Source organism: Bacillus benzoevorans (assembly GCF_014207535.1).
GTDB lineage: Bacteria > Bacillota > Bacilli > Bacillales > Cytobacillaceae > Bacillus_BD > Bacillus_BD benzoevorans.
Window position 1 is genome coordinate 1 of sequence record NZ_JACHGK010000024.1, and the last position, 15171, is coordinate 15171.

A 15171-nucleotide genomic window follows, 5' to 3' on the forward strand; every position below is an offset into this window, starting at 1 on the left:
TACACTTTACTTGGTCTGCATAACTTTAAACCAAAAAATGGTTAATTGTCGTATTTAATAAATGTCCATTTATCGGGGTCTTGACCACAGGCACCAAGATCAAGATCTTTTTCCAATACTAATATATTATTTCACTAATGACTTACAATGTTCTTCTACTTCTTCCCATGTCATAAAAATTCGAACTATATCTTCTTCAATAAGTTGTGAGCCAGCCTGAACTTCAATAAGTTCCAAATCAGTAATAGCTTTAATAGCATGTTTCGCTTCAGCAGGTATAACTAATACATCACCAGGTCTAACTGTGCGTATTTCATCATTTAATGCAAATAGACCTTCACCTTTAATAATTGTCCAAACCTCACTTCTTGCATAATGTTTTTGATAGCTTAAATTCTTCTCTGCCTTTACACTAATTCTCTTTGTTAGGACTTCATTTCCTCCTTTAAATTTTGTATGATCAAGGACTCTATACCAACCCCAACGACGTTCTTCATACATTGGCCGTTGAACAATTCCCTTTAGAATCTCCTTTACTCTGGGACTTTCAGACTTATCAGTAACTAGAATCCCATCAGGACTTGCTGCAATAACTGCATCCTTAATACCTAAAATAGTTACAGGGATATCTAACTCATTGATTAAATGAGTATTAGTTGAATCTCCGCTAATTATCCCTTTTCCGATTTGTTTTGTACCCATTTCTTCTGTTAACGTATTCCATGTTCCAAGATCTTTCCAACTTCCGCTGTATGAAAGAGCAATAATTTTTTCTGCCTTCTCGACAACTGCGTAATCAAAACTGATTTTTTCAAGATTCTGATACTGTTTCATCAACTCTACATATTGAATAGGTAAACCTTTATCAACTAATAAAGAAAGTACATATTCAAGTTTAAAAGCAAATACTCCACAATTCCATAAAGCATTTTGAGCTATTAATTTATTTGCATCAGCTTCTGATGGTTTTTCTTTAAAACAACTTACTTGAATATATTCATTTTCGTTATTTTGAACCGGGACTATATAACCATACTTTTCTGAAGGAAATGTGGGTTTAACTCCCATCAATGCTAGATTAGCTTTAGACTTTTTTAATGTTGCCTCTAAGTCTTTTATTCTTTCAAAAAAGCTAATATTAACATAAGGGTCAACCGGTAAGACCCCAACCACTTCTTCTAAATTACTCCCTTTTACGGAGTAAAGATAAGTAGCAGCCAAAGCAATAGCAGGAAATGTATCTCGACGTTCAGGTTCTACAATTATTGGAATAGTTTTTCCTAGTTGACTCTGAATCATATCTACTTGGGATTTACTAGTTGCTATTATAGTCGATTCATTTAAATCTAATTTTTCTAACTGCCTCCAAACTCTTTGAACCATCGATTCTAAATTACCGTTATTATCTTCCAGAACTTTTAAAAATTGCTTGGATCTAGAATCATTAGATAAAGGCCAAAGGCGCTTACCAGAACCACCTGAAAGCAATACAAGTTTCATTTGTCCACTCCTCTATTTTTCTATAATATTTTTATTAATTTTTGGTTTACCATTTTATCTGCTTTTTGAAAACTATTTAGTCAGCAACCTATTTTTCATCGATTCTTAAAAAACTATTAATATCTTTACCTTAAGAATCTTTTAAATATAGGCAACTTCTTGAAAGACAGTTCTCCGAAGATTGATTTAAAAATATTATAGCATTTTTGATATTCACTAGTTTTTGCATGAAGTAAAATAAATATAGTGTTTGTTATTAGAATACAAATAGTAGTCAAAAGAATAAAACTCTGCCAATTATCATAAAAAACAAAGTTTGATATAAAATTAAGGAACCAACAACTTATAACGGTAATGAATACCCTGAATACATAGGTAACAAAGTAATTTTTGATACCTTCCTTAAAATAGTTCCTATATAATATATAAGGTTCAATCCATAATGATGTTGTAACTGCACTGATCACCGTTCCTATAAACACACCAGCTATTCCTAAATATTTTAATAATATTATCGAGGCAAATAAATTGATAAAAGCTTCTATTAAAGGTTTGTATCGATCGTTCCAAAATAAACCCAAGGCATTTCTAAAGGATAATATATTCTGTCTCATCCCAGTTATATAAAAGATTGTAACTAGTATTGTTACCAAAAACGGACTGAATAGATATTTTTCACCTATCCATAATTGAATAAAGGGATTTATTAAAACATATATACAAACAGTTGTGAAGAAATAGGCCCAAAAATTTATAAACTCTAATAATTTAAATCTTTGTTTAGCATATTCAGGGGTTTCAGTCGCCGTAAGATTCCCAATACTAGCAGAGACAGACTGTGTAAATTGAGTTAGAAATGCCTTCACCAATCCTATCAATAATAAATAGTTTGAATATATTCCTACTGAACTTAGTCCAAAATAAATCGAAATCAATAGATTATCAGTAGAGTTTACTGCAAGTGAGCCAAATTTATGGTATAATAATGCTCTTATTTTTTTAAATAATTCAACCTTTAAACCCTTAATAAGTTTTTCCGTTAATTTCTCTTTAAAAACTACACTATACTCTTTATTAACTTTATATGATATAGATGCATTTGCTAATATTGTAAATACTACTTTTATTATTAACGTAAATATAAAGTTCTTAGTTAGAATTAATATTATTATCTGAATAATAGTGGATATTATAGAAAAGAGAGACAGTATAAGTGTATTTTTATACTCCTTTTGGTCTGCACTATATAAAGATTTTTTATACGCAAAGAAATAAGTGCTTGCTGTATCTAATACAAGTAAAATATAAATTAATTCTTTATTTGGAAAATTAACATCGCCCTTAATAAAAAAATCCAAAAAAGGTGTAATCAAAATGCCTGTTACACCCACAAAACATCCAATATTAAAATATAATTTTTTATATATGTGTAATAGGGCATTTACCTTGATATAATCCTTCTCTGACAATGGTTTATATAGGCTAAAAATGATTGCATTACCTATGCCTAATTCTGCAAATGATAATAAATTTAATATATTACTAAATAAACCTTGAGCCCCCAAATATTCTATTCCTAAATAATATATAAACACAGTCCTATAAAAGAAGCTCACAAAATAGGTTAGAAACTGTGCAATAATAGTCCAACTGACATTTTTTATTGTCTTTCCAACTCTGCCGCTATTGTTCATCACTTACTCCAGTATTTTCTAGACTTTTAATTGCATTAAAGACACGCATACAATTTCCTCTATCTCTCAAGTTGAAAAACTTATTAATTCTAAAAAGGTATTTATTTTCAATTTTCCCCTCATTAGTTACAATTAATCGACTAAGTTCTTGTATAAGTAATTTTTCATTATCAACGACTGGTCCGAAACCATCAGTTGAATAATCAAAATATGATTGTGCGTAATGATTCTTAATAAATTTAGGAGAATCAAATTGATAATAAACTACAGGTCTTTCCATATAAGCAAAATCAAAAAAAACACTTGAATAGTCTGTAATTAAAATAGCAGATTCATTTAAAAGCTCTTGAACATCATAGTCATTAAAACTTGCAATCCCTATTCTACTATTATTACTGTAAAATTTATCAATATACTTCTGCATTTCATAATGTGGATAAAAGACTAGGTTATAATCTTCTTTTTCAAGTAATCTCTTTAGTTCTTCGTTTGCTAGTAGGTTTATATATGTTTTATAGTATTCAGATTCAATAAATTCTTCGGAGCTCGACAAACTTTTCAGCCAAACCCTCCAAGTGGGCATCACCAGTATACTCTTTTTTGGCTGTATTATATTTAGATTATCAAAACGTGGAAGCCCTAAACACTTTACCACCCCTTTAGGATGACCATAGTTTTCCAAAACAGTTTCATATTCTCTCTTTGCGCTACAAATAAATAAATCTAATTTAACATTGGAATTATACAGCCCGAATAAATTATCTTTAATTACACCATGTTGCAAAAACACTTTCTTTCCCTTTATTATTCCTAACTTATCAAATAAAGAAAATACATCAATATTAGGAGAATACCCCATAATGTGAGTACTAATCTTAATAGATGAATTATACATAGATAAATAGTGTTGAAAGGATCGATATTTAATGACTCTACCTAAATTTTTGACCTTGTCAGTGTCTGCAGATTTAGCTGAAATAATATAACGTATATCAATATCAGGATAATTTTTTCTAATAAATTTAAATAAATGGTATCCATTATCTCTTGCATCTGTTCCCCTCTCAGAAATAATCCAATAAGATCTATTTTTTTTGATAAAAATAATAGAACAGAGTATGGCAACTAAATATTTTATTGATTCTATAAATATTTGTAATATAAAGTGAATTCTCCTTTTAATTCCTTTATAGGCTTGCTCAAAAGTTAATTTTCTAATTTCCAAAGTTTAACACCTCTTATAACAAAAAAAGCAGCCTTTTCCGCTGATTCTCGCTTTTGTGAACTGTTTCCTAGTAGCTCTTTTACAATTTAAAATTTGATTTCCTTACAGTGGTCCTAAATTTTCAAAATAAAGCTTATTAACATCATTTTAAATATTTACTTTTCCTTTTTATTTGATAAGATAAATTCTAATAACGAATTAAATTGCTTTTTTGCAAAATCAATTCCACGCTCTTGAATAATATCTGAAACAATTGTTTTTTCCGGTTTAATATTCTGAACCTTAATTAGCGCTTTTTTTAATTTCTCTATATCATTATTTTCAATTACTAATCCATTGATTCCTTCCCTTACAAAATCCAGGGATGCACCAACTTCTTTTGTACAAATAACTGGGAGTCCTGCAAATACAGCCTCTTGAACTGCAACGGAGTATGGCTCCATACCAGGGTGGACATATGCATCTGCATTCAAATAAAATTGATGAATTTCATCAAAAGGTAAACCAGGAATTAAATATATATTCTCCGTCGGATGAGCCTCTAAGTAATCATTTACTTCTTGGAACTGTTCCCCCTTCCCAATTAATATCAAAGCAGTTTCCTTAGTACAGACAGCTGAATAGGCCTCAAGTAGATTTAATACATTTCGACTTTCAATAAAGTTTCCAATAAATAGATAGGTATATTTATTTGATGTCATTTCAATTATTTGATTTTTCTGGTCGATATTGTTAGTTTTTTTAATTTTTTCCCAATCAAGCGTATATAATCCCTCAAAAATTTTATTACTTGGTATATCCTTTAAAGTCCACAATAATTTTGATGCTGTCCCTGGTACCCACAATGCATCAGCATTTTTTGCCATTAAATAATTTATATATCTAAACTTATATGAACCAAATCGATTTAGTGCGGTATCTACACAATATATAATTTTCCTCTTTTTGAGTTTCATATATATATAAACAAACATAGAAGTTAGCGGCATATATCCCTGAATAAATGCAATATCATACTTCCTTTTTCTTAATACTGAAAAAATTTGAGGGTGAAATTCAAATTTTCTAAATACCTTTTTATTTTTTGTCATCTGTATATCTTCATATTCTTTAAGTTTTAGTTTCCATTCAGTATGTGTTGTTTGATTTGGATATAAGGTTATAATATCCATTTGTTCTTTTAATACTCCCTTTGCATATTTTAATACAGGATCTCTATATGGTGCGGGATGCATAGAGAGGAATAATATATTCATATTTTCTTCATTGCTCCTTTTTATCTTCTAACCATTCATATAATTTTGATATATTTTTTTGACTAAATACAGTTTCAAAATAGGCTATACAGTTTGCTCTCATTTCATCTTCATGATTAATCAAATACTCAATTGCTCGGTTAAAATCCAATTCTATATTATCTTTGTCAATAATATAACCAGTTTTTCCGAAATCAATATGTTGAGTAATACCTTCTACGTTAAAACAAATAATTGGAGTTCCCACCCTATAAGCAACTGGGACATTACCACTTTGAGCTGCAACTGTATGGGTTAAAAATAAAGCTAATGAATCCTGAACAAAATTACTTATTTCATCATCTAAAATAAAATCCTTTTTTATTACCTCTATATTTTTAGATTTGATATTTATATTCTGTCTAGTTAATATACGAAATTTTATATTTGGCCACTTCTGATAAATCTTATCTGCAATTAATAACAACCCCTTAATATCCCTTGCTTTATTAATCGTTCCAACAAAGGCAATGTATTTATTGTCCCTAATCTTCCGCTCTCTTTCTTCCTCAGAGGTTAATAATAGGGGGACGATATGTGTCCTTAATTTCTGCCTTTTATATGGCATCATTTGATAAAGCTTTTCTGCTTGCTTTGATGGTAATATTACATCGGTACAATTCCTAAGAAGTAATTGTGAAAAATAATCTAAAAACAATATTTTTATATATCCGCTTAATCCATAGAGGTATCTTTCTTTAAAAGGAACATATGGTTCATGTAATACAACTGAACGAATAGATTTAGGGTTTTTTTTATAAAAAAACTCCATTAGTCTATGGCATAACGGATGTGGGTTATAAATACATATATAATCATATATTGCTCTTCCACATTTTCTTATAATTTCTTGACGAATATTTTTCCACTCTATGAAATAAGATCTAACCATATTATTTGACATCTTTACAAAATGTATTACATTATCTTCTTTTATTTGGGGAAGAATGAACCTATCATATTCAAAATTCAATAGGTATTCCACATTATAACCAAGTGATTTTAGATGATTACCAATTAAAAAGAATTCTTTGGGTAAACCGGGGGCAGTCTTAATGCTAATAATTAATGCTCTTTTCATTTATTTCATCCTTATTAATTTTTCTATTTGAAATATGTCGTCTTTACCTTTTATTTGTTTTTGTTTTATATTATTTTCAATCTGTGAAATTAATAAAGGATTATCAAGTATCTTACTTAACTTATTAAGAATATCCACTTTATTATTTTCTACAATAATACCATTTTTATTATTGACTACTTGTTCCAATGCAGATACATAATTTGTTACTAACACAGGTTTACCTAAAATTAATGCCTCATCTACAGCCATTGGTTTACCCTCATAATATGATTGAAGTACAAACAAGTTAGATTTTCTAACATATTTATATGGATTATTTTTTTCCCCTAACAAGTACACATAGTCCTGTAAATCATTTTCTAAAATCCTTTTTTTAGCAATATCCTTATCAGGACCATCACCTATTATATACCAAGTGAATTTAAAACCGCGAGACTTTAAACTTTTACAAATCTCTATCATCCTAAATATTGCTTTGGATTGATCGTGAATTCGACATACAGTGACAAATTTAAAAGTATTATTTTTAAACAATGACTCTTCCTCTATTTTCTCTAATGAATCTTTTATTATCTTTTCCTCGTCGAAAATATTATAAACTGTTAGTATTTTATCTTTATAAATTGGAAATCTTTCTGCCAATGTTTTTTTATTGAAATTACTTACAGTTACAATAAAATCAAACCCTTTAAAATAGGGAGAATCTATATTTTTATCAAAGCATGCTTCATTATAATTTGGGTGAATCCAAGCTAACTTCATTTTAGATTTAACTTTGTTAGCAAGGAAGTACATGGGTAACAGTTCTGTCCAAGAAATAGCTACATCATATTCCTTATTTATTCTCTCGTAAACTTTAGAATGCTTAATAGAATATAATTGGCTATCTCTCATTATACTATTCACCGTACATGCACCACGAAAAAGCTTTCTTTTTATTCTTCCCTTAATACTATAGTAAAACTCTAAAGAGTATATCATTTCTATAATTCTTCGAATCCTTCTGTTTTTTATTCCTTTAAATTTTGAACTAATTTCATATACATTTACATCGTTGGAAATTAGTTGCATAAGGTTTCCTTCACAACTAAATGTATATACATCAATCCATTTAGCTTCATAATCCACCAAACATTTATTTATAAAAGCAATTAAACTTTTCCCTGTACCCCCCATTGATATATCACCAGTTATAATTGCTATTTTTTTCATTATGGACCTCCGCTAATTGACTTATAATTTCGCAAATTAAACAATCGGGTAATAAAATAATACCCGATATAATTTTTCCTATTTACATATTGTAAACAAAGATTTTTATTTATAATTCATATGTTAATTTTAGTTGATCAAAACAATTGTAATAGTTAAAATGAGTCATCATCTCAATAGGAACCACTTCCCCTATCAACTTCCATTTACTTTGCCTTTGTCAATGTAAAAAAAGTTAGCAATAATAAGGCTTTAAAGTTCGCTAGAATAAAAGTAAACACGAAAACAAGATTCTATACATCCAACTGTTACACCCTTCCCCGTCCACTGTCTGCTAAATATCGGTCTCTAAAGTCAAAACGTAAACAACTCCGCTGTGGCTTGATTTTCTCTAATCTTGAAATTGGCTCTATAAGTCCGTGACTAGAGCTTCTTGTTTTGTCCAAGAAAGCGGTTCTACAAGAATAAAATTCAATTACAAAATAAAGTCATTAATTATTTGTCGCTTTTTTTATGATTATTTCCTTACCTAAGGATTTTTTTTCAGGCTGAAAGTTAAGAAATAAAATAATAAAATATGTCCAACTTGGAAATATACTTATACTGGATGCAAATATTAACCAAATCAATTTAGCTGTAAGTATAGGTAGTCCATGTTTATCTGAAATCCCTCTATTTCTTCTGAAACTATATCGTAAAGAGCTAATTACGGCTCCTATAAATATAACAAATCCTAAAGCTCCTGTAGTCATTAAAATATCGATATATGTGCTATGAGCCGCAGCACCAATATTAGTGAAAGGCAGACCTTTTAATGTATATCCATTAATACAAAAACCACCAAATAATTGTCTAAAAATGCTTTGATTATAATAGAATTCTAAATAACGTTCTTGAATATTACTTCTTCCTGATGTCGCTGTTGAAACATCATTACTGAACAAAGCATTTAGAACTCCTTCGATTCGAAAGCTATATACCTTAAACAGTGATAAGGTACTTGATGAGTTCATTACAAAATAAATAAATCCAAGCATCCCTAAAAATAGGATTAGAAGTATAGTAATTCTTTTAACCCAACTTATTTTCTTATTAAAAACAATATATATATATAATGCTAATAAACAACAAAGAAGTCCTGTCATACTTCCAGTAAATGAAATCATAATAAAAAGTGTAATCACTAGTAAGCATTTCAGTATTTTATTTTTCATATTTATTGACAACATAAAACAAAAACCTATGCATAAAAACATTGCCATATAGTTAGGATCATTTTGAGTACCACTATAGCGAGCCATGAGATTAATTGAACTTAAAGAGTCATCAAATGCCACTCTTATATTTTGATTAATTAGACCATAAAAGGAAGCACTAAAACACATAAATATATATATTCTAATAAAATGCATCTTCAATTTTTCATTATCGGAATTATTTATTTCTGCAAGTGCAGTAACAAAAGCTATTAATCCTAAACAAAGTATTATGAAGTCATAAAAAGATGTATAATAAGCTATTACAATAAATCCATATAAAAATAAAATTGTTATTAGATTTTTTGATAGATGACTTTTAAAATTTATTTTAAATATTAATACTCTAATGCAAAATAGAACTGCATAAATATTTACTAAAGATACTCCACCGGGATATAAAAATAATCTTGGAGAATACAAAATAAAAATAGGTAATAATAGTATAAATTTATCCTTGGTTAAGAAATAAAGCATTGCAAAACATAAAATAGTTGAAATGCCTATGTCTATTAAAATGTTTTGATTAACAAATAAAGGGCATATAATTGCTAATATTAAAATTAATGCATCTAAGGGATTCTCTCTATAATTTCCCTTTAGCTCCTTTGTTTTTTCATTGCTCATCATTTTCAACTATTCCTTCCAGAAAATCTAGAACATTTTTTGAATTATTCTCCCAACATTTTTTTTTGATAAATTCTATCTGTTTTTGATTAATTTGATGTGGTAATGAAAGTGTATTTGCCATTACTTCTAATAAACCCAAAATAGAATTTTCTTTTGGAAAAATTATATATTCATTATATTCTTTCGGTATCCCTTCGAGTGAGAAACATATTACTTTATTTCCAGTTAGTAAATATTCCATTATTTTCGAAGGAAACGTATATTTTGTAACATAACCATCAGGAATTCTCGGGCAAACTAGAATATTGGCCTCATTCTGTAAGTTTACAGCTTCTTCATTTGTTATATAACCCAAATAATTTATTCTATTGTCACTTCTTTCATAACTGCTTACAAGCCCCTCAAATTTCCCTTTACCGGCTATTATTAACCTAGCATCTTCGTCCTTCAACCTTTTAAAAGATTCTAGTAAAATTTCAATCCCCGAATTATCATCTAATGCTCCAGTATACAGTATTATTTTATTATTTCTATTAACTTTTAATAAATTACTTTTACTCCCAAAACCCCCCCCTTCGATTATTATATTTTGCATACCAGGTGCAAAGTCATCGACAATGTGTTTAGTAATCTGTACAATTCCATTAAATTTTTTAATTGAATTAATTTCAAATTTCGCTTCTAATTTATCAGAAAATTTATCTTGAAATTTAGGAGGTAAATCAGCGATAATCGCAACCTTTTTTATATTAAAGAAAGTGCTTATTAACAAGACCGGTATACACATAAAAGACATTGTATTATAGATAAGTATGACCCTATTTTTCTCTTTCCGAGTTTTTAATGCCCATTTCCCTAGCATTAGAGTTAAATTTATGCTGCACAAAATTTGCTTAAGTCCAAAAATATTTAAATAGGGAACAACATACCCATCTCTATATTTATTTTCCAGATACCTACTACTAATGAAAATTTTCTTAGTCCTTGGAAATGATGCATAAGGGAGTATAATAAACTTGTTCAATTTATTGTTTTTCCCTAGCTGACTCGTTATACCAAACTGGTACTTATTACCGGCTATTGATCCACCTGAATATTTCATTATAATCTCTGGATTCACAAGTGTACCAACAAACGCAATATTCATTTATTTTATCTCCCTCCTAAATTTTTAATTTCTAACATCATTTTCCCCCAACAATTCCCTTCATTTTTTATTACTTTAGCACTAGGTATTATGGTTACATTTCCATTTAAAACTTTTATCATGCAATTAATAATTTCCTCTTCTTTAAAAGGATTAAAATAAAGTGCATTGTCATAATTCCCTAACACTTCCTTTGAGAACTCACAGTTCGAAGCCAATATAAAGCAGTTATTTGCCATTGCTTCAATTAATGGCAAACCTAATGACTCAATATATGATGGGAAAACTACAATACTTTCATTATATAAATTACACACTCTTTTATAAGGAATCCTCCCTAAAAAAACAAACTTATTAGATATTGGGCCTTTTATATTTGTGGCTCTAATATATTCCTCTTTAGTTATTGTTAAAAATATTTTAAAATTGTTATATCCTTGACTTTCTAAAGAATTAACAGCTTTATCAAGTAAGATAAAATTCTTATATATTGCAGGGCCAGCCGGATAGAAAAATTTATTAGATATTTTCCTGTCATGCTGTACTCTGTTGTTAAATTCCGGGAGATTATACCCAACTTTTACAACCTTACTATTGGATTCTATATATTGTTTTACTGCACTTTTTATCCATTCTGTCTGTACAAAAATACATTTTGCTTTCTTTAAAGACTTTTTTATAAAATAGCCCAAAATATATTGTCTAATTGCACAGTCAAATTCACCACGTCTAAAAATAGAAAAATTATATTCCTTTTGGAAAGGTAGTGATTGATGCATATATATCATTTGTACAGCATTTTTGTATCTAAGAGTAGTATTCTGCATTGATAATACTACATTTGGCTTATATTGCTTTAAAATGCTAGGGATCCTTTTCATTTCAGCATACGCCCTACCAAAAACATTCATTTTCGTTTTAGATAGATTAATTACCTGGATGTTTTCAGTTGATTCTAGTTGCTGATTTGAAACAATAAATAGCCATTTAATTTTATTCTCCTTATTTTCCTTTAAATACTCATAAAAGTCCTTTAATACAGCTAATCCACCACCGTCCACGGATACTAAATTAACTAATGCAATTCTCATTTTATTCTTCTCCACTCTAATATGGTATCCTTTGTTTATCCCAATTAACTCCAGATTTTATACGTTTAGCAGGTACTCCAGTAATAATTAACCCAGTTTCACTAAACTTTTTACTTACTAAACTACGGGTTCCTACTATAGTATTGTCCTTAATGATAGAACCCTTCAAAATAGTACAATCATTTCCTATCCACACATGATTTCCTATGGAAACATTATTACTTCTATTAATTCTCTCACCATCCATATTAACTATGGAATGACTATCTCCCGTACGGATAGTTACATTTGATGAAAATAAGCAATCCTCACCTATTTCAATAATTGTCCCTTCAATGCATGCAAAATGAAATCCAAAACATATAGTACTGTTACTATTAATAATAATGACATTACCGTCATCCTCAATAAAGAACTCTCCATTTTCTATAAAAGAATTTTCGTGAATAATAATTCTATTATTGTTTCCGTTAATATATATTTTAAAGTCCTTTAGATTACTATTCGATTTAAAGATGATTTCATTATTATTACCAATTATTTTAACCTTTATATTTTTTGCCCATGCACCATTGTTCTTTATTTTATTTTCCTTACCTTTTATATTTTTTTTCGGTTGAAAAATTAAGTTATATATTATTTTCGTCAACTGCAAAAAGTGTTGATTCTTTTTTATAATTCCTTTCGCTCTTGAATTCACCATAAAATATTTTCCCCGTTATACAAATATTTATTTCTTTAGAATCTAGAGAGATAACTTATTTATTACTTTTTAAACCTTTTATTTCTTTACCCATACAACTCTGTTTACATAATCAGTATAGGACAGTATAATCCTTATGACTTTATCCGAAACATTAGGCATACTATAATCCCTTACAAGTCCTAACGTACTCTTTCTCTGTGTTTCCAAAATCTCCAATCCTTGTAATATTCTTTCCTTTTTTAGTCCAACCATCATTACAGACGCCTCTTCCATTGCCTCTGGTCTTTCATGAGCTTGTCTGATATTTAATGCCTTAAACCCAAGAATTGAAGACTCTTCACTAATCGTTCCACTATCACTTAGAACAGCCTTAGCTTTAGTTTGAAGTTTCACATAATCATTAAATCCTAAAGGCTTCATTGTTTTTACCAAAGGATTAAACTCTACCCCTTTAGCATTAATCATATTTCTAGTTCTGGGATGAGTACTTATAATCACAGGCATATTGTATTTCACAGATATCGCATTTAGGCTATCAACTAAATCTTTAAAATTAGTTTCTGAATTGATGTTTTCTTCTCTATGTGCAGAAACTACAAAATATTTCCCTTCCTCAAGACCTAATCTCTCTAGAATATTGGATTTATCAATGTCATCTTTTCTAGAATTCAGGACCTCAAACATTGGACTTCCTGTTTTAATGATTCGATCTGAAGGAAAGCCTTCTCTCAAAAGGTATTCTCTCGCAATATCACTATAGGTTAAATTGATATCAGACGTATGATCGACAATTTTTCTGTTTGTTTCTTCAGGGACTCTTTGGTCAAAGCAACGATTTCCAGCTTCCATATGGAAGATTGGAATATGTCTTCTCTTCGCAGCTATTGCAGTTAAACAGCTATTTGTGTCACCCAGAACTAAAAACGCATCTGGCTTAACATCTTGTAAGATTGGATCAATCTTAACTAAAATATTTCCGATTGTTTCAACAGCTGTGCCTGTAGCAGCATTTAGAAAATAATTAGGTTTCTTTAAATTAAAATCCTTAAAAAACACTTCATTTAATTCGTAATCATAATTTTGACCAGTATGAACAAGAGTATGTTCAATAGCATTTGACTCTTCTAGTTTATTAATAACAGCCGACAGTCTAATAATCTCCGGTCTAGTACCGACCACTGTCATGACTTTTAATTTTTCCATTATATTATACCTCCAAGAAGTAAGTATCAGGCCTTTCTGGATCAAAACATTCATTTGCCCACATTACTGTTACGAGATCACATTCCCCTACGTTTACAATTGAATGTGTATATCCGGTTGGAATATCTATGACCCGTAACCTTTCCCCACTTACTCTATATTCAATAATTTCTTCAGAGTCTATTTTTCTGAAGCGGATTAATCCTTCTCCACTTACAACTAAAAATTTCTCATTTTTAGTATGGTGCCAATGGTTTCCTTTTGTAATCCCAGGTTTTGATACATTTATGGAAACTTGTCCTCTTTCAGGTGTTCTCATAAATTCTGTAAAAGAGCCTCTATGATCGGAATTCATTTTAAGATCATAAGAAAATTGATCTTCTGGTAAAAAACTTAAGTAAGTACTATAGAGCTTTTTAGTTAGAGCATCCTCCATATTAGGGATACTTAAATTTGTTCTGCTTTCTTTAAAACTCTTTATAAGGTCCGCTAAATCCCCAAGTTTAATATTATGTGTTACAGGTACAACACAGAAATCATCCTGAACAGTTGGCCTTCCTTCTAGAGCCCTAATAAACTCTTCTAATACATCATCTATATAACAAAGATTAAGTTCTACTTCAGGGTTGTTAATCTGTATATCTAAGCCCTTAGTTATATTATGACAAAATGTAGCTACTACTGTATTATAGTTTGGTTTACTCCACTTACCAAATAAATTTGGAAGTCGATATACATATACCTTAGCATCAGTCTCATAATAATAATTTAATAATAAATCCTCTCCAGCTTTCTTACTTCTTCCGTATGGGTTATCCTTTTCTGCTTGAATAGAAGAAGTTAGAAGCACAGGGACTTTATTATTATGTTTCTTTAATAATTCAAGTAATTGAGAAGTTAAATCAAAATTCCCTTCCATAAATTCTTTTTCATCTTTTGGTCTATTAACCCCAGCTAAATGAAAGACAAAATCACATTCTTTTGTATATTTCATAAGTAGTGAAGGGTCACTTTCCCTTGTAAACTCAAATATATCGCTATACCCGTTGTTTTTAAGCTCCGCGATCAGATTTTTTCCTACAAACCCTTTTGCTCCTGTAACAAGAATATTCATTACTCAATACCACC

Annotated in this window: 12 protein-coding genes; all 12 read right to left on the minus strand. The window is 29.4% G+C overall.

All coding sequences use genetic code 11. The features are described from left to right. Positions 1-126: 126 nt before the first annotated feature. The 12 genes from HNR53_RS20650 to HNR53_RS20705 all read right to left on the minus strand — a co-directional run bounded on the left by HNR53_RS20650 (position 127) and on the right by HNR53_RS20705 (position 15157). Complete coding sequence (locus tag HNR53_RS20650; protein ID WP_184529657.1) at positions 127-1500, minus strand: sugar phosphate nucleotidyltransferase; 1374 nt, start codon at positions 1498-1500, stop codon at positions 127-129. 125 nt (positions 1501-1625) lie between these two features. Continuing rightward, positions 1626-3194: a lipopolysaccharide biosynthesis protein gene (locus HNR53_RS20655; RefSeq protein WP_184529659.1), complete on the minus strand. Its 1569-nt coding sequence runs from the start codon at positions 3192-3194 to the stop codon at positions 1626-1628. Further along, positions 3184-4419, minus strand: coding sequence for a CDP-glycerol glycerophosphotransferase family protein (locus HNR53_RS20660; protein WP_184529661.1), 1236 nt, complete (start codon positions 4417-4419; stop codon positions 3184-3186). Before HNR53_RS20660 ends, HNR53_RS20655 begins: the two co-directional genes overlap by 11 nt. Positions 4420-4574: 155 nt before the next feature. Then, positions 4575-5675: a glycosyltransferase gene (locus HNR53_RS20665; RefSeq protein WP_184529663.1), complete on the minus strand. Its 1101-nt coding sequence runs from the start codon at positions 5673-5675 to the stop codon at positions 4575-4577. A 7-nt stretch (positions 5676-5682) separates the two neighbouring features. Next, the gene (locus HNR53_RS20670) at positions 5683-6795 is read right to left on the minus strand and encodes a glycosyltransferase (RefSeq protein ID WP_184529665.1); all 1113 of its coding nucleotides are present in this window, start codon (positions 6793-6795) and stop codon (positions 5683-5685) included. Next, positions 6796-8010: a glycosyltransferase gene (locus tag HNR53_RS20675; RefSeq protein ID WP_184529667.1), complete on the minus strand. Its 1215-nt coding sequence runs from the start codon at positions 8008-8010 to the stop codon at positions 6796-6798. It abuts the gene before it with no gap. A 491-nt stretch (positions 8011-8501) separates the two neighbouring features. Next, complete coding sequence (locus tag HNR53_RS20680) at positions 8502-9896, minus strand: O-antigen ligase family protein (protein ID WP_184529669.1); 1395 nt, start codon at positions 9894-9896, stop codon at positions 8502-8504. Further along, positions 9883-11043, minus strand: a complete 1161-nt coding sequence (locus HNR53_RS20685) for a glycosyltransferase (protein ID WP_184529671.1) — start codon at positions 11041-11043, stop codon at positions 9883-9885. Before HNR53_RS20685 ends, HNR53_RS20680 begins: the two co-directional genes overlap by 14 nt. 5 nt (positions 11044-11048) lie before the next feature. Then, on the minus strand, positions 11049-12134 hold the full coding sequence (locus tag HNR53_RS20690) for a glycosyltransferase (protein ID WP_184529673.1): 1086 nt from the start codon (positions 12132-12134) through the stop codon (positions 11049-11051). A 16-nt stretch (positions 12135-12150) separates the two neighbouring features. Further along, positions 12151-12837 (minus strand): acyltransferase, encoded by a 687-nt coding sequence (locus HNR53_RS20695; RefSeq protein ID WP_184529675.1) that lies wholly within the window; start codon positions 12835-12837, stop codon positions 12151-12153. Between the two features lie 78 nt (positions 12838-12915). Beyond that, positions 12916-14043 carry a non-hydrolyzing UDP-N-acetylglucosamine 2-epimerase gene (gene wecB / locus HNR53_RS20700; protein ID WP_184529677.1) on the minus strand — a complete coding sequence of 376 codons (1128 nt, stop codon included), beginning with the start codon at positions 14041-14043 and terminating at the stop codon, positions 12916-12918. A gap of 4 nt (positions 14044-14047) precedes the next feature. Further along, complete coding sequence (locus tag HNR53_RS20705; protein WP_184529679.1) at positions 14048-15157, minus strand: capsular polysaccharide biosynthesis protein CapF; 1110 nt, start codon at positions 15155-15157, stop codon at positions 14048-14050. Positions 15158-15171 lie beyond the last annotated feature (14 nt).